Raw genomic sequence first — 22,443 nt, forward strand, 5'->3', positions numbered from 1 at the left:
CCATATGGTACTAAATTATGATACTGGAATTGAATGAAGCGGCGCTACCGCGCGACACTTGAGGCGATCTTCGCCAGACCAACGAGCGGAACGATCCGCTGGTCGGATATCGAGGCTCTTTTCGTATCGCTCGGTGCCGAGGTTTCGGAGCGCGAAGGATCCCGCGTCGGCGTCTTTCTGTTCGGCGAGGTAAGGGTGTTTCATCGTCCGCACCCGTCGCCGGAGACGGATAAGGGCGCGGTAACCTCCATCCGGAAATGGCTCGAGGCCAACGAGATAGTGCCATGAAGAACGTGATCGATATCGAGGGCCACAAGGCGGTCGTGGCGTTCGATCCCGACATCCGCCTGTTCCGGGGCGAATTCCTCGGGCTCGCCGGCGGCGCGGATTTCTATGCCGACACGGTGGATGCGCTCTATGATGAAGGCCGCACGTCCTTGCGTGTCTTTCTGGACATGTGCCGTGAGAAGGGGATCGAACCGCGCCGCTCCTATTCGGGCCGCTTCAACGTCCGTCTCGCCCCCGAGACGCATGCCGCGGCTGCGATCGCCGCCGCTGCCAACGACCTCAGCCTAAACGAGTGGGTTGCAGAAGCGATCGAGACGGCGGCCAAGCAGGGATGACCTGCGCCCCTGTGGACAAGTCGGCTCGCCGTTGACCGGCCGGGGGCAAGCGCCTACCTCATCATCATGCCGCTCAACATGATCAAGCTCTGCGTCGGCGCCGAGAGCGTCGAGGATCTCGAGGAATGGATCGCCGAGCGCCTCGACGAGGCCCGCGCGCTCGGCCGTGCAGGTCGAACAGATGCACACCACGCGCATGGTGCCGAGCCGCGCGCCGGAGCTGATCGACGGCGGCTCGCTCTACTGGGTGATCAAGGGCTCCGTGCAGTGCCGGCAGCGGCTTCTGGAGGTGCGGCCGTTCACCGATGCCGACGGCATCTCGCGCTGCCATCTCGTGCTCGACCCGAAGGTGGTGCGCACCGAATGGCAGCCGCGCCGCGCCTTCCAGGGCTGGCGCTATCTCGTCGCGGCCGACGCGCCGGCGGACCTTTCTGACAATGCGTCCGGCTGGCAGGCCCTGCCGCCGGACCTGCGCTCGGAACTGGCAAGTCTCGGACTGCTCTGAGCCTCGGCGCTTAACCTTAAGCCGAGAAAAGGCCGCTCCGAGGCCGTTTACCGGATTGAAACCATAAGCGTCCGGACGCAAGGTGAAGCCGGGCGTGGGGTTGTGTCATGTTGTTGTCGAGTTTGGTGGGCTCGTCCGTCGGGAGCGCGAGGCGTCCGGCGCACGTGATCGTCGTCGGCAACGAGAAGGGCGGTTCCGGCAAGTCCACGACCGCGATGCATGTCGCGGTGGCGTTGCTCAAATCAGGCTACACGGTCGCCACAGTCGACCTCGACGGACGCCAGCTTTCCCTCACGCGCTATGTCGAGAACCGTGTCCGCTGGTCGCGCAATTCGGGCGTGCCGCTGCAGGTCCCGGCGCATTTCCATGTGCCGCCGGCGCGGCGCGAGAGCGTGACCGAGGCGGAGGGCGAGGAGTTCCGCAAGCTGACCGACGGTCTCGCCGAGGTCGAGAGCCGGCACGATTTCGTCGTCATCGACACGCCGGGCTCCGACACCTTCCTCAGCCGGCTGGCGCACCGCATCGCCGACACGCTCGTGACGCCGATGAACGACAGTTTCATCGATTTCGACGTGCTGGGGCGGATCGATCCGGTCAGCTACGAGATCCTCGACGTCTCCCAATATGCCACCTCCGTGCGCGACGCCCGCCGCGAGCGGCGCCAGGCAGACAACGCGATCCTCGACTGGGTGGTGGTACGCAACCGCATGGCCAGCATCACCTCGCGCAACGAGCAGCGCGTGGCCTCCAGCCTGCGCAACCTGTCCATGAAGCTCGGCTTCCGCATCGCCGACGGCATTTCGGAGCGCGTGATCTTCCGCGAATTCTTCCCCGTCGGCCTCACCGCGCTGGACGAGCTGGACGAAAGGACGCTCGGCGGCCGACCGACGCTGTCGCACCTCGCGGCCCGCCAGGAGATCCGCCAGCTCGTCGCCGCGCTGCGCCTGCCGACGGACGAGATGGGACGCAGGCGGGTCGAGGCGCGGCAGCGCTATGCCCAGACGATCGGCCAGCCGATCGCGCTGCCCGACATCTTCGTCAGCTGAAGGCGACTTGAAACGGCGCCGCCGCCCCCGCATCTTCTGTGGATGTGTGAGGTGACGATGAAGCCCGCTATGGCCAATGGACATTCGCCCGGAACGGCGCGGCGGCGAGCGGCGTCATGATCTGGCTCTCTGCCGCAGCAGTCGCCCTGCTCGCTGTGCTTTCCGCGCGGGTCTTCCTGACCTGGGATCCGGCGCGGCTCGCGGCCGTGCTCAGGATCGCCGGCCCCTTGCTGGTGGCCATCGCAGGTATGGTGCTGACGGCGCTGGGACGGCCGGTGTTCGGCTTTCCGCTCGTCGGTCTCGCGACGATGTGGGCATTGCTGGTCTTTGCCCGACCGCGCCGGACGGCGTTCCGCAGGCGGCGCTCGACGGTCCGCACGGCGGCGCTGGAGATGGTGCTGGACCACTCCACCGGCGGGCTGGAAGGACTGGTGCTGGCCGGCACGTTCGAGGGCAGGGGGCTCGACGAGCTCGACCTGCCGTCATTGCTGAAGCTCCGCGGAGAACTGTCGTCCGACGCGGAAAGCCTGCGCCTACTTGAGGCGTATTTTCAGAGCCGATTCCCCGCCCGGCGCATAGACGCAGATCCGCACGTCGGTGCGCGGCAGGCTGGCGCGCCAGTTGCGGGCGCCATGACTGAGAAGGAAGCCTACCAGATCCTTGGTCTTGAACCGGGAGCCAGCGCGGCGGACATCCGCCAGGCGCATCGCCGCCTTGTGAAGCGACTGGGCGCCGATCTCGGCAACGCGACGTTCCTTGCGGCGCGGATCGACGAAGCCAGGGATTTCCTGCTCTCTCTGCACGGCTAGTTCTCCTTCGACTCGGACTGACCGGAGATGCTTGGTACGGCCTACTGCTGCACGGCGTAGCAGGAGATCGACCGCTTCTTGAGCGCGGCGCAGGTCTTGGCGGCCGTCGCCTGGTTGCTGAAGCCACCGAAGCGGGCGCGGATATAGGTGGTGCCGCCCTTTTCGAACCGCTCCGTGAACGGCTCGGCGGATGCCAGCAGCTGCGCAGCCTTGTCGCTCGTCTTGTTGAGCAGCGCACGGGCTTCGGCCTCCGAACCGACGGAGCCGACCTGGATCACCCAGCCGGACTTCGGCGCGGCGGACGGTGTCACCGAGGCCGTCTTCACCTGGTCCACCTCGACCTTCGGCGTGGGTGCCTCGGCCTTGGCCACCGCGTCGGCGATCGGATCGGCCGGGCGCGCCAGAGGCCGCGCATAGGCGGTCTCGACAGCCTCTTCCGGACGCGCTTCGGGCGCGGGGACGTTCTTGGCGTGCAGCGGGCTCGCGACGGAGGCGACGATCGGCGCCTGCGGCTCGATGGTGCGGGCGGCGATCAGCGGGTTGGAGCCGCGGCTCGACGCCTTGGGCATATAGGCGGCAATGAGACGCTCCATCTCGGCGTCGCGGCTGCGTCCGCTCGCACCGCCCATCACGACGGCGACGATCTTGCGGTCGCCGACCTTGACCGAGGAGACGAGGTTGAAGCCGGAAGCGCGCGTATAGCCCGTCTTGATGCCGTCGACGCCCTGCACGCGGCCGAGCAGCTTGTTGTGATTGGCCATGCGCGACTTGCCGAAGGCGAAGGAGCGGGTCGAGAAGTAGGAATAGTGCTTCGGATAGTGCTCGCGCAGCGACATGCCGAGGATCGCCATGTCGCGCGCTGTGGTCTTCTGCCCGGGATCGGGCAGGCCCGACGCATTGCGGAAGGTGGTCGAGCTCATGCCGAGCTTGCGTGCCTTCGCAGTCATCATCTTCGCGAAGTTCGATTCCGACCCGCCGAGGAGTTCTCCGAGCGCGGTCGCGGCGTCGTTCGCCGATTTGGTGACGAGGCCGAGGATCGCCTGCTCGACCGTGATCGAGCCGCCGGGCCTGACGCCGAGCTTCGTCGGCGGGCGCGAGGACGCATATTTGGAGAACACGACCCGGGTGTCCTTGGAGATGCGGCCCGCCGACATCGCCTCGAAGGTGAGGTAGAGCGTCATCATCTTCGTCAGAGACGCCGGATAGCGCGGCGAATCGGCGCTCGACGAATAGAGCGTCTTGCCCGTGCTGGCGTCGATGACGACGGCGGCCTTCTTCGACTGCGCCTCAGCGGCGGCGGTCGGACCGGCGATCGCGACGGTCGTTGCGATGAAAAGGCCGATGACGGGACGGAGGGACTTGCGGACGGAGGAGAACAGGCCGGCGGACGCGAAACTCACTGCTACACCCTTTGTTTTTTCGTTGGGGCCCTGCGCGGCAAAGGTCACCGCGCTGCATGTCGCGTGAAGCTACGGCGACAGCGTTACCATTCCGTTTATGGTAACCGGATTGTTGAGCCCCTCCGGCATCTTTGAATCGAATGTTTCCGATCGCCGGCATGGCTACTTCCGGCTGGGCCGCGATCGGCACAAGGGCAGGGGCGGCGGACGGCTACCGCCCATCCGGGCAGGGTGCCCGGCGTCGAAAGGGCTTGTGTTTTGACATCATTGCCGCTAATCGCGCGGCTCCGAAACTTCGAAACAGTCGCCGAGGAAGAACACGATGGCCAAGAGCAAGTTTGAGCGGACGAAGCCGCATGTGAATGTCGGGACGATTGGTCACGTCGACCATGGCAAGACGTCGCTGACGGCTGCGATCACGAAGTATTTCGGCGAGTTCAAGGCGTATGACCAGATCGATGCGGCTCCGGAAGAGAAGGCGCGCGGCATCACGATCTCGACGGCGCATGTCGAATACGAGACGGCGAACCGCCACTATGCCCACGTCGACTGCCCCGGCCACGCCGACTATGTGAAGAACATGATCACGGGTGCGGCGCAGATGGACGGCGCGATCCTGGTTGTGTCGGCCGCCGACGGCCCGATGCCGCAGACCCGCGAGCACATCCTGCTCGCCCGCCAGGTCGGCGTTCCGGCGATCGTTGTGTTCCTGAACAAGGTCGACCAGGTCGACGACGCCGAGCTTCTCGAGCTGGTCGAGCTCGAGGTGCGCGAGCTTCTGTCGAAGTATGAGTTCCCGGGCGACGACATTCCGATCGTCAAGGGTTCGGCGCTGGCGGCACTTGAAGATTCCGACAAGAAGATCGGCGAGGACGCGATCCGCGAGCTGATGGCTGCGGTCGACGCCTACATCCCGACGCCGGAGCGTCCGATTGACAAGCCGTTCCTGATGCCGATCGAAGACGTGTTCTCGATCTCGGGCCGCGGCACGGTTGTGACGGGTCGCGTCGAGCGCGGCATCGTCAAGGTCGGCGAGGAGCTTGAGATCGTCGGCATCCGTCCGACGGCGAAGACGACCTGCACGGGCGTCGAGATGTTCCGCAAGCTGCTCGACCAGGGCCAGGCTGGCGACAACATCGGCGCGCTGCTGCGCGGCGTCGACCGTGACGGCGTCGAGCGCGGCCAGGTTCTGGCCAAGCCGGGCTCGGTGAAGCCGCACAAGAAGTTCGTGGCCGAGGCCTACATCCTGACGAAGGAGGAGGGTGGCCGTCACACGCCGTTCTTCACCAACTACCGTCCGCAGTTCTACTTCCGCACGACGGACGTGACGGGCATCGTGACGCTGCCGGCGGGCACCGAGATGGTGATGCCCGGCGACAACATCACGGTCGACGTCGAGCTGATCGTGCCGGTGGCGATGGAAGAGAAGCTCCGCTTCGCCATCCGCGAAGGCGGCCGCACCGTCGGTGCAGGCGTCGTGGCCTCGATCAAGGAATAAGCGCTCCGGCGCTTGAATGGCGGCGTCCGCGCCGCCATTTTTTCGTCCGGACCCCGCTTGCAGCTTTGGCGACAAGCGATTAGGAACGGGCGCGATACGGGCATAGCTCAGTTGGTAGAGCGACGGTCTCCAAAACCGTAGGTCGTAGGTTCGAGCCCTGCTGCCCGTGCCATCCTCCCCGGAAGGGGAGGTCGAGTTTTCCCCGAAAGGGGCGTATATGGAATGCCATAGCCGGGCCTGGGACGAATGGATGGTTCCTCGACGGCGCGAGAACATGAAGCGGATACCGGGCCTTGCGCTTGCGGCGAATCCTCTTTATGTAGACGGAACAGACACGCGGTGCGTGGAGCTGGGCAGCCGGCTTTACGCACCTAATGGCATGGAAGAAAGGCACTGATTCGCCGTCCTTCCATGAGCTTCCCCGGGAGGCATGTTCCAGCGTCGGGAACTTCAGAAAGGCGGTCCGGTCAACGGACCCGGATACAGAGCGGCAGATGGCTTCGAAGACCACCAATCCATTCGTGTTCCTTCAGCAGGTCCGGTCGGAGACCTCGAAGGTCACCTGGCCCTCGCGCCGGGAAACCATGATCTCGACCATCATGGTGCTCATTTTCGCATTCATCGCGGCGATCTTCTTCTTCGCCGCGGATCAGCTTATGGCACTGGGGGTCGAACTGATCCTCGGCCTCGGGCGCTAGTTTCGCCGGCGACCACGGAGACAGTTCAAGACATGACCGCGCGCTGGTACATCGTCCACGCCTATTCGAACTTCGAGAAGAAGGTCGCGGAGGATATCGAGCAGAAGGCCAAGCAGAAGGGCCTCTGGGAATCCTTCGAGAAGATCCTCGTGCCGACCGAGAAGGTCGTCGAGGTGCGGCGTGGCCGCAAGGTGGACGCCGAGCGCAAGTTCTTCCCCGGCTACGTGCTGGTGCGGGCGAACCTGACCGACGCGGTGTTCTCGCTGATCAAGAACACGCCGCGCGTGACCGGCTTCCTCGGCGATTCGAAGCCGGTGCCGATCACCGACGCGGAAGCCGAGCGCATCCTGCACCAGGTGCAGGAGGGCGTGGAGCGTCCGAAGCCGTCGATCACCTTCGAGATCGGCGAGCAGGTGCGCGTCTCCGACGGCCCGTTCGCCTCGTTCAACGGCTTCGTCCAGGAAGTCGACGAGGAGCGGGCGCGGCTCAAGGTGGAAGTTTCGATCTTCGGGCGCGCCGTGCCCGTGGATCTGGAATTCGGCCAGGTCGAGAAGGCCTGACCGGAAGATGCCCGGCGCGTCCGGGCGTCTCACGGGTGGGAGGTGCCGCGGCTTTAGCCGGCCGTGAGCTCCGCACCACCGAACTGCAACCGCCGGCTCATTCGGGCCGGCAAGACACAAGGGCAGATGAGAAATGGCTAAGAAAGTTGCGGGCCAGCTCAAGCTCCAGGTCAAGGCAGGATCGGCCACGCCGTCCCCGCCGATCGGCCCGGCGCTTGGTCAGCGCGGCATCAACATCATGGAGTTCTGCAAGGCGTTCAACGCGCAGACCCAGGACATGGAGAAGGGGTCGCCGGTTCCGGTGGTCATCACCTACTACGCCGACAAGTCCTTCACCTTCGTGATGAAGACGGCTCCGGTGAGCTACTTCCTCAAGAAGGCGGCGGGCCTCGATTCCGGTTCGAAGGAGCCGGGCAAGAAGATCGCCGGCCAGGTGAGCCGCGCCAAGGTGCGCGAGATCGCCGAAGCCAAGATGAAGGACCTGAACGCGAACGACGTGGAAATGGCGATGCGCATGGTCGAAGGTTCCGCCCGTTCGATGGGCCTGGAAGTGGTGGGCTGACGTCATGGCGAAGCTTTCGAAGCGAGTTGCGAAGTCCCGCGAGGGCATCGATCCGAACAAGAGCTACGCTCTGGCCGACGCCGTGAAGCTGCTCAAGGAGCGCGCGAGCGTGAAGTTCGACGAGACGATCGAGGTTGCGATGAACCTCGGCGTCGATCCGCGCCATGCCGACCAGATGGTTCGCGGCGTGGTCAACCTGCCGAACGGCACGGGCCGCACGGTCCGCGTCGCGGTGTTCGCGCGCGGCGCGAAGGCCGAGGAGGCGACTGCCGCCGGCGCCGACATTGTCGGTGCGGAGGATCTGGTCGAGATCGTGCAGAAGGGCGAGATCAATTTCGACCGCTGCATCGCCACGCCGGACATGATGCCGCTGGTCGGCCGTCTCGGTAAGGTGCTTGGGCCCCGCGGCATGATGCCGAACCCGAAGGTCGGCACGGTGACCGTCGACGTCGCCGGCGCCGTGAAGGCGTCCAAGGGCGGCGCGGTCGAGTTCCGCGTCGAGAAGGCCGGCATCGTGCATGGCGGCGTTGGCAAGGTGTCCTTCGACGTCAACGCGATCGAGGAGAACATCCGCGCCTTCGCCGACGCCGTGATCAAGGCGAAGCCGACCGGCGCCAAGGGCAACTACGTCAAGAAGGTGTCGATCACCTCGACGATGGGCCCGGGCCTGAAGATCGACGTGGCGACGCTGGCCGTCGCCTGATCGACATGAGGGTCAGCGCGTAGCGCGCTGATCCGATTCAAGAATTCCGGTCCCGGAAACGGGGCCGGATCCGAGGGGGAACCCTCGGCAGCCGGAGGGAAACCTCCGGTCTCCTGTCCGAGATTGCAGGTGGAGAGTTCCTCTCCTTAAGCCGTTTGGGCCTGCATGAGACGGGGATCGACCGAATTCGACGCCTCGGCGTCACGTTTGGTTCGAACCGCGTGTGCCTTTTGTCAGCGTGGCGGGAAACCGTCACGACGAAAAGGGGACAGGATCCTCGAGCGTCGTTCGGGAGATCCTTAACTGGATGTCCCGCGCGACAGAAGGCAACCGGCAGCCGATCCTTCGGGGGAGGCTGCCAACTGGAGAGTGGCAGTGGAAAGAGCGGAAAAGCGCGAATTCGTCACGGGCCTGAATGAGGTGTTCAAGAGCACCGGTTCAGTCGTCGTGGCCCACTATGCCGGTCTGACCGTGGCGCAAATGAACGACCTGAGGTCGAAAATGCGCGCCGCCGGCGGCACCGTCAAGGTAGCGAAGAACCGTCTCGCCATCATCGCCCTTCAGGGTACGGACTCCGAAGGCATGAAGGGACTGTTCAAGGGACAGACCCTGATCGCCTATTCGGATGATCCGGTTGCAGCGCCGAAGGTCGCTTCCGATTTCGCCAAGGGGAATGAGAAACTCATCATTCTCGGCGGCGCCATGGGATCGACCGCTCTCGACGCCGATGGAGTGAAGGCCCTGGCCACGCTTCCGTCGCTGGACGAGCTGCGCGCGAAGCTGGTTGGCATGATCGCCACCCCGGCAACCCGGATCGCCCAGGTCGTCAACGCACCGGCTGCGCAGCTGGCCCGCGTTCTCGGCGCCTATGCCCGGAAGGACGAAGCGGCATGAGGCCGTTTCTCGCTGTCATCTACAACACGCAATCGAACCAACTGAAGGAAGTGAAAAATGGCTGATCTGTCGAAGATCGTTGACGAACTGTCGAGCCTGACCGTCCTCGAGGCGGCTGAGCTCTCGAAGCTCCTCGAAGAGAAGTGGGGCGTTTCGGCCGCCGCTCCGGTCGCCGTTGCCGCCGCTGGCGGTGGCGCTGCCGCTGCTGCCGCCCCGGTCGAGGAGAAGACCGAGTTCGACGTCGTCCTGACCGACGCCGGCGCCCAGAAGATCAACGTCATCAAGGAAGTCCGTGCGATCACGGGCCTGGGCCTCAAGGAAGCCAAGGACCTGGTCGAGGGCGCTCCGAAGACCGTCAAGGAAGGCGCCAACAAGGCTGACGCCGACAAGATCAAGGCCCAGCTGGAAGCAGCCGGCGCCAAGGTCGAGCTGAAGTAACACGCGTGTCGGCGGGCGGCTTTCGCCGTCCGCCGCCTCCCTCGGGGGAGGGCCCGCGTATTGGGCAAGTTTAGGGAAACCCCTTTTCCGAGGGCCGGGAACGGCTCTCCGAAAACGGGTTTTCAACCGTTTTGAAATGCCGCAGCGCGTCTCGCGCGCGGTCGCAAGGATAGCCAGTAAGGCAGCAAGGAGCGACGATGGCCCAGACCCACACGTTCAACGGTCGCAGGCGGGTTCGCAGCTTTTTCGGAAAGATCCCGGAAGTTGCGGAGATGCCGAACCTGATCGAGGTTCAGAAGGCTTCCTACGACCAGTTTCTCATGGTCGACGAGCCGGAAGGCGGACGTCCGGACGAGGGATTGCAGGCGGTTTTCAAGTCGGTGTTCCCGATCTCCGACTTTTCCGGCGCCTCGATGCTCGAATTCGTCAAGTATGAATTCGAAGCCCCGAAATTCGACGTCGACGAGTGCCGCCAGCGCGACCTGACCTATGCCGCGCCGCTGAAGGTGACGCTGCGCCTCATCGTGTTCGATGTGGACGAGGACACCGGCGCGAAGTCGATCAAGGACATCAAGGAGCAGGACGTCTACATGGGCGACATGCCGCTCATGACGTCGAACGGCACCTTCATCGTCAACGGCACCGAGCGCGTGATCGTCTCGCAGATGCACCGTTCGCCGGGCGTCTTCTTCGACCACGACAAGGGCAAGTCGCACTCTTCGGGCAAGCTGCTCTTTGCGGCCCGCGTGATCCCGTATCGCGGCTCCTGGCTCGACATCGAGTTCGACTCGAAGGACATCGTGCACGCCCGCATCGACCGCCGCCGCAAGATTCCGGCGACGAGCCTGCTGATGGCGCTCGGCATGGACGGCGAGGAGATCCTGTCGACCTTCTACAACACGCTGACCTACGAGCGTGACGGCGACGACTGGCGCGTGCCGTTCTCGCCGGAGCGCTTCCGCGGCCGCAAGGCAGTGACGGACATGATCGACGCCGACACCGGCGAGGTCGTGGTCGAGGCCGGCAAGAAGATTACCGTCCGCCAGGCCCGCCAGCTCGCCGAGAAGGGCCTGAAGGCCATCAAGGCGACCCTCGACGACCTGATCGGCTCCTACATCGCCGAGGACATCGTCAACCCCGAGACGGGCGAGATCTATCTCGAGGCCGGCGAGGAGCTCGACCTCGTGGTCGACGCCAAGGGCCAGCGCAAGGGCAACCTGCTCGACCTGATCAATTCGGGCGTCGACGAGATCAACGTGCTCGACATCGACCACGTCAATGTCGGCGCCTACATCCGCAACACGCTGGCGATCGACAAGAACGAGAGCCGCCAGGACGCGCTGTTCGACATCTATCGCGTGATGCGCCCCGGCGAGCCGCCGACGCTGGACACGGCCGAGGCCATGTTCAAGTCGCTGTTCTTCGACGCGGAGCGCTACGACCTGTCGGCTGTCGGCCGCGTCAAGATGAACATGCGCCTGGAACTCGACTGCCCGGATACGGTGCGCGTGCTGCGCAAGGACGACATCCTGGCGGTGGTCAAGACGCTGGTGGAACTGCGCGACGGCAAGGGCGAGATCGACGACATCGACAATCTCGGCAATCGCCGCGTCCGTTCCGTCGGCGAGCTGATGGAGAACCAGTACCGCGTCGGCCTGCTGCGCATGGAGCGCGCGATCAAGGAGCGCATGTCCTCGATCGAGATCGACACGGTCATGCCGCAGGACCTGATCAACGCCAAGCCGGCGGCTGCCGCCGTGCGCGAGTTCTTCGGTTCCTCGCAGCTGTCGCAGTTCATGGACCAGACCAACCCGCTGTCGGAGATCACCCACAAGCGTCGCCTGTCGGCGCTTGGCCCGGGCGGTCTGACCCGCGAGCGCGCCGGCTTTGAGGTGCGCGACGTGCATCCGACGCATTACGGCCGCATCTGCCCGATCGAGACGCCGGAAGGCCCGAACATCGGTCTGATCAACTCGCTTGCGACCTTCGCCCGCGTCAACAAATACGGCTTCATCGAGAGCCCGTACCGCAAGATCGTCGACGGCAAGATCACCAACGACGTCGTCTATCTGTCGGCGATGGAAGAGGCCAAGCACTACGTTGCGCAGGCCAACGCCGAGCTCGACAAGGATGGCCGCTTCGTGGACGAATTCGTCATCTGCCGTAACGCCGGCGAGGTGATGATGACGCCGCGCGAGAACGTCGACCTGATGGACGTGTCGCCGAAGCAGATGGTGTCGGTCGCAGCCGCGCTGATCCCGTTCCTTGAGAACGACGACGCCAACCGCGCGCTGATGGGCTCGAACATGCAGCGTCAGGCCGTGCCGCTGGTGCGCGCCGAGGCTCCGTTCGTCGGCACCGGCATGGAGCCGATCGTGGCGCGCGACTCGGGCGCCGCCATCGGCGCACGCCGCGGCGGCATCGTCGACCAGGTGGACGCGACCCGTATCGTCATCCGTGCGACGGAGGATCTCGAATCCGGCAAGTCCGGCGTCGACATCTATCGCCTGATGAAGTTCCAGCGTTCGAACCAGAACACCTGCATCAACCAGCGTCCGCTGGTGAAGATGGGTGATCTGGTGAACAAGGGCGACATCATCGCGGACGGTCCGTCGACCGACCTCGGCGATCTGGCGCTCGGCCGCAACGTGCTCGTCGCGTTCATGCCGTGGAACGGCTACAACTACGAGGACTCGATCCTGCTGTCCGAGCGGATCGTGGCCGACGACGTCTTCACCTCGATCCACATCGAGGAGTTCGAGGTCATGGCCCGCGACACCAAGCTCGGTCCGGAGGAGATCACGCGCGACATTCCGAACGTCTCGGAAGAGGCGCTGAAGAACCTCGACGAAGCCGGCATCGTCTATATCGGCGCTGAGGTGCAGCCGGGCGACATCCTGGTCGGCAAGATCACGCCGAAGGGCGAGAGCCCGATGACGCCGGAAGAGAAGCTTCTGCGCGCCATCTTCGGCGAGAAGGCGTCCGACGTGCGCGACACGTCGATGCGCATGCCTCCGGGAACCTTCGGCACCGTCGTTGAGGTGCGCGTCTTCAACCGCCACGGCGTGGAGAAGGACGAGCGCGCCATGGCGATCGAGCGCGAGGAGATCGAGCGTCTCGCCAAGGACCGCGACGACGAGCAGGCGATCCTCGACCGCAACGTCTACGGCCGCCTGGCCGAGATGCTGGCGGGCAAGGATGCCATCGCCGGACCGAAGAGCTTCAAGAAGGGCTCCAAGATCTCCAAGGAGACTCTTGACGAGTATCCGCGTTCGCAGTGGTGGCAGTTCGCCGTCGAGGACGAGAAGGCTCAGGGCGAGATCGAGGCTCTGCGCGGCCAGCACGACGACTCCAAGAAGGCGCTCGAGCAGCGCTTCATGGACAAGGTCGAGAAGGTGCAGCGCGGCGACGAGATGCCTCCGGGCGTCATGAAGATGGTCAAGGTCTTCGTCGCGGTGAAGCGCAAGATCCAGCCCGGCGACAAGATGGCCGGCCGTCACGGCAACAAGGGTGTCGTGTCGCGCATCGTGCCGATCGAGGACATGCCGTTCCTGGAGGACGGCACCCATGTCGACGTCGTGCTCAACCCGCTCGGCGTGCCGAGCCGCATGAATGTCGGTCAGATCCTCGAGACGCATCTCGGCTGGGCTTGCGCCGGCATGGGCAGGCGGATCGGCGAGATGATCGAGGCCTACAAGCAGGCCGGCGACATCCAGCCGCTGCGCACGACGATCGAGAAGATCGTGCCCGCGGACAACCGCAACGAGCCGGTGCGCCAGTACGACGACGAGTCGGTGCTGCGTCTCGCGGACCAGATGAAGCGTGGCGTGTCGATCGCGACCCCGGTCTTCGACGGGGCCAACGAGGCCGACATCAACCGCTTCCTCAAGGAGGCGGGTCTGCAGGAGAGCGGTCAGTCGACGCTCTATGACGGCCGCACGGGCGAGGCGTTCGATCGCAAGGTGACGGTGGGCTACATCTATATCCTGAAGCTCCACCACCTCGTGGACGACAAGATCCACGCGCGTTCGATCGGTCCGTACTCGCTCGTCACCCAGCAACCGCTGGGCGGCAAGGCGCAGTTCGGCGGCCAGCGCTTCGGCGAAATGGAGGTCTGGGCGCTGGAAGCCTACGGTGCTGCCTACACGCTGCAGGAGATGCTGACGGTGAAGTCGGACGACGTGGCCGGCCGCACCAAGGTCTACGAGGCGATCGTGCGCGGCGACGACACGTTCGAGGCAGGCATTCCGGAGAGCTTCAACGTTCTCGTCAAGGAAATGCGCTCGCTGGGCCTCAACGTGGAACTCGAGGATTCACGCGTCGACGAGGTTCCGGTCCAGCTGCCGGACGCTGCCGAGTAAGAAAAAGCCGCGCCGCGGGGACCGCCCGCGGCGCGCCACAGGTTTCGATGCGGCGGTTCGTACCGCCAGACCAGGGGTCCCCCACCCCGACGCATTCAGAGGGACTTCGGTCCCCAACAGGAGAACGGCATGAACCAAGAGGTCATGAATCTCTTCAATACCCAGGCCCCGGCCCAGGTGTTCGATTCCATCCGGATTTCGCTCGCCAGCCCGGACAAGATCCTTTCCTGGTCGTTCGGCGAGATCAAGAAGCCGGAGACGATCAACTACCGCACGTTCAAGCCCGAGCGTGACGGCCTGTTCTGCGCGCGCATCTTCGGCCCGATCAAGGACTACGAGTGCCTGTGCGGCAAGTACAAGCGCATGAGCAGTACAAGGGCATCATCTGCGAGAAGTGCGGCGTCGAGGTCACGCTGTCGCGCGTGCGCCGTGAGCGCATGGGCCACATCGAGCTGGCCGCCCCGGTCGCCCACATCTGGTTCCTGAAGTCGCTGCCGTCGCGCATCGGCACGCTGCTCGACATGACGCTGAAGGACATCGAGCGCGTCCTCTACTTCGAGAACTACATCGTCACCGAGCCCGGCCTGACCGACCTCAAGCAGCACCAGCTGCTGTCCGAGGAAGAGCACATGACCGCCGTCGACAACTTCGGCGAGGACCAGTTCACGGCCATGATCGGCGCCGAGGCGATCCATGAGCTTCTGTCCTCGATGGAGCTGGAGAAGATCGCCGTCGAGCTGCGCGACGATCTCGCCACGACGACGTCCGATCTCAAGCAGAAGAAGCTGCTCAAGCGCCTCAAGGTGGTGGAGAACTTCATCGAGTCCGGCAACCGTCCGGAGTGGATGATCATGAAGATCATCCCGGTGATCCCGCCGGACCTGCGTCCGCTGGTCCCGCTGGACGGGGGCCGCTTCGCGACCTCCGACCTGAACGACCTCTACCGCCGCGTCATCAACCGCAACAACCGCCTGAAGCGGCTGATCGAGCTGCGCGCGCCTGGCATCATCATCCGCAACGAGAAGCGCATGCTTCAGGAAGCGGTGGATGCGCTGTTCGACAACGGCCGCCGCGGCCGCGTCATCACCGGCGCCAACAAGCGTCCGCTGAAGTCGCTGTCCGACATGCTGAAGGGCAAGCAGGGCCGCTTCCGCCAGAACCTGCTCGGCAAGCGCGTCGACTATTCCGGCCGTTCGGTCATCGTGACCGGTCCGGAGCTGAAGCTGCACCAGTGCGGCCTGCCGAAGAAGATGGCGCTCGAACTGTTCAAGCCGTTCATCTACGCCCGCCTCGACGCGAAGGGGTATTCCTCGACCGTCAAGCAGGCGAAGAAGCTGGTCGAGAAGGAGAAGCCGGAGGTCTGGGATATCCTCGACGAGGTGATCCGCGAGCATCCGGTGCTGCTCAACCGCGCGCCGACGCTGCACCGCCTCGGCATCCAGGCGTTCGAGCCGACCCTGATCGAAGGCAAGGCGATCCAGCTTCACCCGCTGGTCTGCACCGCCTTCAACGCGGACTTCGACGGCGACCAGATGGCCGTGCACGTCCCGCTGAGCCTCGAGGCGCAGCTGGAAGCGCGCGTGCTGATGATGTCGACCAACAACATCCTGCACCCGGCCTCGGGCGCGCCGATCATCGTGCCGTCGCAGGACATGGTTCTGGGACTCTACTACCTCTCGATCGTCAATCAGAACGAGCCGGGCGAGGGGATGGTGTTCGCCGACATGGGCGAACTGCACCATGCGCTGGAGACCCGTGCGGTCACGCTGCACACCAAGATCAAGGGCCGCTTCAAGACGGTCGACAAGGACGGCAACCTCGTGTCGAAGATCTACGACACGACGCCCGGCCGCATGATCATTGGCGAGCTGCTGCCCAAGAACGTCAACGTGCCGTTCGAGACCTGCAACCAGGAAATGACCAAGAAGAACATCTCCAAGATGATCGACACGGTCTACCGTCACTGCGGTCAGAAGGAGACGGTGATCTTCTGCGACCGCATCATGTCGCTCGGCTTCGCGCACGCCTGCCGCGCCGGCATCTCGTTCGGTAAGGACGACATGCTGATCCCGGAGACGAAGGCCAAGCTGGTCGCCGACACCGAGACGCTCGCGAAGGAATACGAGCAGCAGTACAATGACGGCCTGATCACGCAGGGCGAGAAGTACAACAAGGTGGTCGACGCCTGGGCGAAGTGCTCGGAGAAGGTCGCCGAGGAGATGATGGCCCGCATCAAGCGGGTCGAGTTCGACGACAACGGCCGCCAGAAGCCGATGAACTCGATCTACATGATGTCCCATTCGGGTGCGCGCGGTTCGCCCACGCAGATGCGTCAGCTCGCCGGCATGCGCGGCCTGATGGCCAAGCCGTCGGGCGAGATCATCGAGACGCCGATCATCTCGAACTTCAAGGAAGGCCTGACCGTTCTGGAGTATTTCAACTCCACCCACGGCGCCCGCAAGGGCCTGGCCGACACGGCGCTCAAGACGGCGAACTCGGGTTACCTGACCCGCCGTCTGGTCGACGTGGCGCAGGACTGCATCGTCAACAAGATCGACTGCGGCACCGACAAGGGCCTGACCATGCAGCCGATCGTCGATGCGGGCCAGGTCGTGGCGTCGCTCGGCCAGCGCATCCTCGGCCGCACGGCGCTCGAGGACATCACGCATCCGGTCTCCGGCGATGTGATCGTCAAGGCCGGCACGCTGATGGACGAGCGCGACATCGAGCAGATCGAGAAGGCGTCGATCCAGACGGTGCGGATCCGTTCGGCTCTCACCTGCGAGGTGAAGGTCGGTGTCTGCGCGGTCTGCTACGGTCGCGACCTGGCACGCGGCACGCCCGTCAACCAGGGCGAGGCCGTCGGCGTCATCGCGGCGCAGTCGATCGGCGAGCCGGGCACCCAGCTCACCATGCGCACCTTCCACATGGGCGGCGCGGCACAGGTTGCCGACCAGTCCTTCCTGGAAGCGTCGTATGAGGGCACGGTGCAGACCCGCAACCGCGCGGTCGTCCGCAACTCGGACGGCAACCTGGTGGTGATGGGCCGCAACATGACGATCGTCATCCTCGACGAGGCCGGCAAGGAGCGCGCAACGCACCGCGTCACCTACGGCTCGCGCCTCTATGTCGACGATGGCGACAAGGTGAAGCGCGGCCAGCGCATCTCCGAGTGGGATCCGTACACCCGTCCGATCCTCACCGAAGTCGAGGGTCGCGTCGCGTTCGAGGATCTGGTCGACGGCATCTCCGTGCAGGAGACGGCCGACGAATCGACCGGCATCACCAAGCGCGAGGTCATCGACTGGCGTTCGACCCCGCGCGGGTCGGACCTCAAGCCGGCGATCGTGGTGCAGGACTCGAAGGGCAAGATCGCCAAGCTGTCCAAGGGCGGCGACGCGCGCTTCCAGCTCTCCGTCGAGGCGATCCTCTCGGTCGAGCCGGGCGCGATGGTGCGTCCGGGCGACGTGCTGGCGCGTATCCCGATGGAAAGCGCGAAGACGAAGGACATCACGGGCGGTCTGCCGCGCGTGGCCGAACTCTTCGAAGCGCGCCGTCCGAAGGACCACGCCATCATCGCCGAGGTCGACGGCACGATCCGCCTTGGGCGCGACTACAAGAACAAGCGCCGCATCATCATCGAGCCGCACGAGGCTGGCATGGAGCCGGTCGAGTATCTCATCCCGAAGGGCAAGCCGTTCCATCTCCAGGACGGCGACGTCATCGAGAAGGGCGACTACATCCTCGACGGCAACCCGGCACCGCACGACATCCTGGCGATCAAGGGCGTGGAGGCTCTGGCTTCCTACCTCGTCAACGAGATCCAGGAGGTCTACCGGCTGCAGGGCGTGGTGATCAACGACAAGCACATCGAGGTCATCGTCCGTCAGATGCTGCAGAAGATCGAGATCACCGACCAGGGCGACTCGGTCTACATCCCGGGCGACCATGTCGACGTGATCGAGTTCGACGAGGTGAACGACAAGCTGATCGACGCCGGCAAGCGCCCGGCCTCCGGCCAGCCGGTCCTGCTCGGCATCACCAAGGCCTCGCTGCAGACGCCGTCCTTCATCTCGGCCGCCTCCTTCCAGGAGACGACCAGGGTGCTGACGGAAGCGGCGGTCGCCGGCAAGACCGACACGCTGCAGGGCCTGAAGGAGAACGTCATCGTCGGCCGCCTCATCCCGGCGGGCACCGGCGGTCAGATGAGCCAGATCCGGCGCATCGCGACCTCGCGCGACGAGCTGATTCTCGACGAGCGCCGCAAGGCGTCGGGCGCCGCCATGGCCGATCCGATGCTCGCGGACATGACCGCCGCCGAATAGGCCCGGTCGAAACGAAAACGGAAAAGGCCGCCGGTTCGCCCGGCGGCCTTTTTCATGTCCGGACGGGCAGGGATGCCGCCGGTTGTTGTTCTACGATGGTAGGGTTCCGTCGTTGAATGTGAACAAGTTCACAGACAGTCGCAGGGCTCGCAAGCCATGGGTGAGGCGCGGTTATTGATCGGGTTTCATCTCCCATTACCGCTTTTTGGCCGTCCGGAATATGCCCCTCCGGACGGCCATTTTTATGGTCGCTGGACGCGGCGGGTAGTTATAAATCGTCGAACGTGACGATTGCGACCTCTCCCTCCAGCGCGCCCTGATAGGCGGAGGCGTGCGGTTCTTCCTCCGGCATGCCGTCGATGTCGCCGATCTGGTCGAGCTCCGCCTCCGCATAGCCTTCGGTCGCGAGCGCCTGCAGCGCCATCTTCACGGCGCTGTCGTCGTCGGGCGCGACGAGGAAGACATGGATCCCTTCCGCCTTGCCTCCCTTCTTGCGGAAGACCCGGCCGGTGATGATCGTGACATGGGGTTCTTCGTTGTCGTTCATCTGCGTCGTCCTGTGGTGATTCCCCCGGCAAGGGGCCGGGGGAGGGCTCGTCCGTCGGGATCGCATGTCCCCGGGCGGATGGATAGGGCAGGATCGCGCCATTTTGTTGTGCGCGCCGCCCGGCTTGCGGTAACTTCGTTTCCGGCATGGCCGTCATGCGCCAGAAGTCGAGTTATATGCGGGGTTCGGGGTTGACGCGGCGCGACTCTGCTAGTATCAGCGCGGCAACCGAACCGATGTGAGGCTATTTCTTTCGGGGCGACACGCCCTGGATTTGGTCTCAAACAAGGCTCAAGTTACGCGAAATACACATTTCCGGCGTGCACGAAGCGGCTTCCGCTTCCTCTGCTTTTGATCGGGCAAGACCGCGGGAAGCGGTTTTTGCCCGAAATTCGTATGGAAATTGGTCTACAGGCGGCGTGCCGCTTGAAAACGGACGAACGACACGAGGTTTTGATGCCTACAGTAAACCAGTTGATCCGCAAGCCGCGCATTGCGCCGGTGAAGCGCAACAAGGTTCCGGCGATGCAGGCCAACCCGCAGAAGCGCGGCGTTTGCACTCGCGTCTACACGACGACCCCGAAGAAGCCGAACTCGGCGCTGCGCAAGGTTGCGAAGATCCGTCTGGTCAATGGCTTCGAGGTCATCGGCTACATTCCGGGTGAGGGGCACAACCTCCAGGAGCACTCGGTGGTCATGATCCGTGGCGGCCGCGTCAAGGACCTGCCGGGCGTTCGCTACCACATCATCCGCGGCGTGCTCGACACGCAGGGCGTGAAGAACCGCAAGCAGCGTCGTTCGAAATACGGCGCGAAGCGTCCGAAGTAAGTCCACGGCCTAGCCGCTGTCGCAGTTGAGAGACGAGAAACATGTCCCGACGCCATTCTGCTGAGAAACGCGAGATCAACCCGGACCCGAAGTTCGGCGATCTCGTCGTCACGAAATTCATGAACGCCGTCATGATGCACGGCAAGAAGTCGGTTGCCGAGACGATCGTCTACGGTGCGCTCGACCAGGTCCAGGCCAAGACGAAGCAGGAGCCGGTCGCGGTCTTCCATCAGGCGCTCGACAATGTCGCGCCGCATGTCGAAGTCCGTTCGCGTCGCGTCGGCGGCGCCACCTACCAGGTTCCGGTCGACGTCCGCGTCGAGCGTCGTCAGGCGCTGGCGATCCGCTGGCTGATCACGGCTGCGCGCAACCGCAACGAGACCACGATGGTCGACCGTCTTTCGGGCGAGCTGCTGGATGCCGCCAACAATCGCGGCACCGCGGTGAAGAAGCGCGAAGACACGCACAAGATGGCCGAAGCCAACCGCGCGTTCGCGCATTACCGCTGGTAACCGCGGTCAAGGACGAGAGGCACCATCATGGCCCGCGAGTATAAAATCGAAGACTACCGAAATTTCGGTATCATGGCGCATATCGACGCCGGCAAGACGACGACCACCGAGCGCGTCCTCTATTACACCGGCAAGTCGCACAAGATCGGCGAAGTCCATGACGGCGCCGCCACCATGGACTGGATGGAGCAGGAGCAGGAGCGCGGCATCACCATCACGTCGGCCGCGACCACGACCTTCTGGAAGGCGCGTGACGGCAAGCTCCGCCGCTTCAACATCATCGACACCCCCGGCCACGTCGACTTCACCATCGAGGTGGAGCGCTCGCTGCGCGTGCTCGACGGCGCCATCGCCCTGCTCGACGCCAATGCCGGCGTGGAGCCGCAGACCGAGACCGTGTGGCGCCAGGCGGACAAGTACCGCGTGCCGCGCATGATCTTCTGCAACAAGATGGACAAGATCGGTGCGGACTTCTACCGCTCGGTCGAGATGATCGGCTCGCGCCTCGGTGCGCAGGCTGTCGTCATGCAGCTGCCGATCGGCGCCGAAGCCGAATTCAAGGGCGTCGTCGACCTCATCGAGATGAATGCGCTGGTATGGCGCGACGAGTCGCTGGGCGCTGCCTGGGACGTCGTCGAGATCCCGGCCGACCTCAAGGCGAAGGCCGAGCAGTATCGCGAGAAGCTCATCGAAGCCGCCGTCGAGATGGACGACGAGGCGATGAACAACTACCTCGAGGGCAACCTGCCTTCGAACGACGAGATCCGTGCGCTGATCCGCAAGGGCACGATCGCGGTGAAGTTCTTCCCGATGTTCTGCGGCTCCGCCTTCAAGAACAAGGGCGTTCAGCCGCTGCTCGACGCCGTCGTCGACTTCCTGCCGTCGCCGATCGACGTGCCGGCCATCAAGGGCATCGACCCGAAGAGCGAGGCCGAGATCGAGCGTCACGCCGACGACAACGAGCCGCTGTCGATGCTCGCGTTCAAGATCATGAACGACCCGTTCGTCGGCTCGCTGACCTTCTGCCGCATCTATTCCGGCAAGCTCACCAAGGGCGTCTCCCTCGACAACACCGTCAAGGGCAAGAAGGAGCGCATCGGCCGCATGCTGCAGATGCACGCGAATTCGCGTGAGGACATCGAAGAGGCGTTCGCCGGCGACATCGTCGCTCTGGCCGGCCTCAAGGAAACCACCACGGGCGACACGCTCTGCGATCCGCTGAAGCCGGTCATCCTGGAGCGCATGGAATTCCCCGAGCCGGTCATCCAGATCGCGATCGAGCCGAAGACCAAGGGCGACCAGGAGAAGATGGGCCAGGCCCTCTATCGTCTGGCGGCCGAGGACCCGTCCTTCCGCGTCAAGACCGACGAGGAATCGGGCCAGACCATCATCGCCGGCATGGGCGAGCTTCACCTCGACATCATCGTCGACCGCATGCGTCGCGAGTTCAAGGTCGAGGCGACCGTGGGCGCTCCGCAGGTTGCGTATCGCGAGACCATCACGCGCCGCACCGAGGAAGACTACACCCACAAGAAGCAGACCGGCGGCACGGGCCAGTTCGCCCGCGTCAAGATCATCTTCGAGCCGAATCCGGACGGCGACGATTTCGTCTTCGAATCGAAGATCGTCGGCGGCGCGGTGCCGAAGGAATACATCCCCGGCGTCGAGAAGGGCATCCAAAGCGTCCTGTCCTCGGGTCCGGTCGCGGGCTTCCCGATGCTGGGCGTCAAGGCGACCCTCATCGACGGCGCGTTCCACGACGTCGACTCCTCGGTCCTGGCGTTCGAAATCGCCTCCCGCGCCTGCTTCAAGGAAGCGGCGAAGAAGGCCGGCGCCCAGCTGCTCGAGCCGATCATGAAGGTCGAGGTCGTGACGCCGGAAGACTATGTCGGCAACGTCATCGGCGACCTGAATGCTCGTCGCGGCCAGATCCAGGGTCAGGAGAGCCGCGGTGTGGCGGTGGTGGTCAACGCCATGGTCCCGCTCGCGAACATGTTCAAATACGTCGACAATCTGCGCTCGATGTCCCAGGGCCGCGCCCAGTACACGATGCAGTTCGACCACTACGAGCCTGTGCCGACCGCGGTCGCGCAGGAAATACAGAAGAAATACGCGTAATTCCAGCCGGTTGGCA

General features: G+C 64.5%; 17 protein-coding genes, 1 tRNA gene and 2 pseudogenes. 18 read left to right on the forward strand and 2 right to left on the reverse strand.

Annotated elements, in window-relative coordinates:
- Positions 1-33: 33 nt before the first annotated feature.
- The 5 genes and pseudogenes from LRS09_RS22470 to LRS09_RS22490 all read left to right on the forward strand — a co-directional run bounded on the left by LRS09_RS22470 (position 34) and on the right by LRS09_RS22490 (position 2,983).
- Entirely contained in the window at positions 34-288 is a 255-nt protein-coding gene (locus tag LRS09_RS22470) for a type II toxin-antitoxin system HicA family toxin (RefSeq protein ID WP_257809180.1), read from the forward strand.
- The gene (locus tag LRS09_RS22475; protein WP_257809181.1) at positions 285-623 is read left to right on the forward strand and encodes a type II toxin-antitoxin system HicB family antitoxin; all 339 of its coding nucleotides are present in this window, start codon (positions 285-287) and stop codon (positions 621-623) included. The genes LRS09_RS22470 and LRS09_RS22475 overlap by 4 nt, the downstream gene beginning before the upstream one ends.
- Before the next feature lie 66 nt (positions 624-689).
- Positions 690-1,128, forward strand: a pseudogene (locus tag LRS09_RS22480) (DUF1489 family protein).
- A 107-nt stretch (positions 1,129-1,235) separates the two neighbouring features.
- Positions 1,236-2,174: a division plane positioning ATPase MipZ gene (locus tag LRS09_RS22485; RefSeq protein WP_374684873.1), complete on the forward strand. Its 939-nt coding sequence runs from the start codon at positions 1,236-1,238 to the stop codon at positions 2,172-2,174.
- Between the two features lie 116 nt (positions 2,175-2,290).
- Positions 2,291-2,983, forward strand: coding sequence for a molecular chaperone DnaJ (locus tag LRS09_RS22490; RefSeq protein ID WP_257809184.1), 693 nt, complete (start codon positions 2,291-2,293; stop codon positions 2,981-2,983).
- 41 nt (positions 2,984-3,024) lie between these two features.
- Here the strand turns inward: LRS09_RS22490 and LRS09_RS22495 are convergent, their stop codons facing one another.
- Positions 3,025-4,383 carry a D-alanyl-D-alanine carboxypeptidase family protein gene (locus LRS09_RS22495; RefSeq protein WP_257809186.1) on the reverse strand — a complete coding sequence of 453 codons (1,359 nt, stop codon included), beginning with the start codon at positions 4,381-4,383 and terminating at the stop codon, positions 3,025-3,027.
- Positions 4,384-4,705: 322 nt separating this feature from the next.
- Between LRS09_RS22495 and tuf the strand changes: the two genes are divergently transcribed.
- The 10 genes and pseudogenes from tuf (at position 4,706) to rpoC (ending at position 18,422) form a co-directional block, all read left to right on the forward strand.
- A complete protein-coding gene (tuf, locus tag LRS09_RS22500) occupies positions 4,706-5,881 on the forward strand; it encodes an elongation factor Tu (protein ID WP_257809188.1) in 1,176 nt (391 codons plus the stop codon).
- Positions 5,882-5,977: 96 nt separating this feature from the next.
- Positions 5,978-6,053: transfer RNA gene (locus LRS09_RS22505), tRNA-Trp, on the forward strand.
- Between the two features lie 322 nt (positions 6,054-6,375).
- Entirely contained in the window at positions 6,376-6,579 is a 204-nt protein-coding gene (secE, locus tag LRS09_RS22510) for a preprotein translocase subunit SecE (protein ID WP_085465094.1), read from the forward strand.
- 32 nt (positions 6,580-6,611) lie between these two features.
- Complete coding sequence (gene nusG, locus LRS09_RS22515) at positions 6,612-7,139, forward strand: transcription termination/antitermination protein NusG (protein WP_257809189.1); 528 nt, start codon at positions 6,612-6,614, stop codon at positions 7,137-7,139.
- 133 nt (positions 7,140-7,272) lie between these two features.
- Positions 7,273-7,701, forward strand: a complete 429-nt coding sequence (gene rplK, locus LRS09_RS22520; RefSeq protein WP_257809190.1) for a 50S ribosomal protein L11 — start codon at positions 7,273-7,275, stop codon at positions 7,699-7,701.
- A gap of 4 nt (positions 7,702-7,705) precedes the next feature.
- Positions 7,706-8,404, forward strand: a complete 699-nt coding sequence (rplA, locus tag LRS09_RS22525) for a 50S ribosomal protein L1 (protein ID WP_257809191.1) — start codon at positions 7,706-7,708, stop codon at positions 8,402-8,404.
- A 375-nt stretch (positions 8,405-8,779) separates the two neighbouring features.
- On the forward strand, positions 8,780-9,298 hold the full coding sequence (gene rplJ / locus LRS09_RS22530; protein WP_257809192.1) for a 50S ribosomal protein L10: 519 nt from the start codon (positions 8,780-8,782) through the stop codon (positions 9,296-9,298).
- Positions 9,299-9,355: 57 nt separating this feature from the next.
- Positions 9,356-9,736: a 50S ribosomal protein L7/L12 gene (gene rplL / locus LRS09_RS22535; protein ID WP_257809193.1), complete on the forward strand. Its 381-nt coding sequence runs from the start codon at positions 9,356-9,358 to the stop codon at positions 9,734-9,736.
- Between the two features lie 197 nt (positions 9,737-9,933).
- Complete coding sequence (gene rpoB / locus LRS09_RS22540; protein ID WP_257809194.1) at positions 9,934-14,097, forward strand: DNA-directed RNA polymerase subunit beta; 4,164 nt, start codon at positions 9,934-9,936, stop codon at positions 14,095-14,097.
- A gap of 129 nt (positions 14,098-14,226) precedes the next feature.
- Positions 14,227-18,422: pseudogene (gene rpoC, locus LRS09_RS22545) on the forward strand (DNA-directed RNA polymerase subunit beta').
- Positions 18,423-18,690: 268 nt separating this feature from the next.
- Here the strand turns inward: rpoC and LRS09_RS22550 are convergent.
- On the reverse strand, positions 18,691-18,969 hold the full coding sequence (locus LRS09_RS22550; RefSeq protein ID WP_257809195.1) for a transcriptional regulator: 279 nt from the start codon (positions 18,967-18,969) through the stop codon (positions 18,691-18,693).
- A gap of 456 nt (positions 18,970-19,425) precedes the next feature.
- On the opposite strand from LRS09_RS22550, the gene rpsL reads away from it, so the two are divergent.
- Genes rpsL through fusA form a run of 3 tightly spaced genes read left to right on the forward strand, consistent with a single transcriptional unit; the run spans position 19,426 to position 22,427 of the window.
- Positions 19,426-19,797 carry a 30S ribosomal protein S12 gene (gene rpsL, locus LRS09_RS22555; RefSeq protein ID WP_024585419.1) on the forward strand — a complete coding sequence of 124 codons (372 nt, stop codon included), beginning with the start codon at positions 19,426-19,428 and terminating at the stop codon, positions 19,795-19,797.
- A 41-nt stretch (positions 19,798-19,838) separates the two neighbouring features.
- Positions 19,839-20,309 (forward strand): 30S ribosomal protein S7, encoded by a 471-nt coding sequence (gene rpsG / locus LRS09_RS22560; protein ID WP_085465104.1) that lies wholly within the window; start codon positions 19,839-19,841, stop codon positions 20,307-20,309.
- A gap of 27 nt (positions 20,310-20,336) precedes the next feature.
- A complete protein-coding gene (gene fusA / locus LRS09_RS22565) occupies positions 20,337-22,427 on the forward strand; it encodes an elongation factor G (protein WP_257809197.1) in 2,091 nt (696 codons plus the stop codon).
- Positions 22,428-22,443: the final 16 nt, after the last annotated feature.

The sequence above is a fragment of the Mesorhizobium sp. J428 genome (assembly GCF_024699925.1).
Taxonomy (GTDB): Bacteria; Pseudomonadota; Alphaproteobacteria; order Rhizobiales; family Rhizobiaceae; genus Mesorhizobium_A.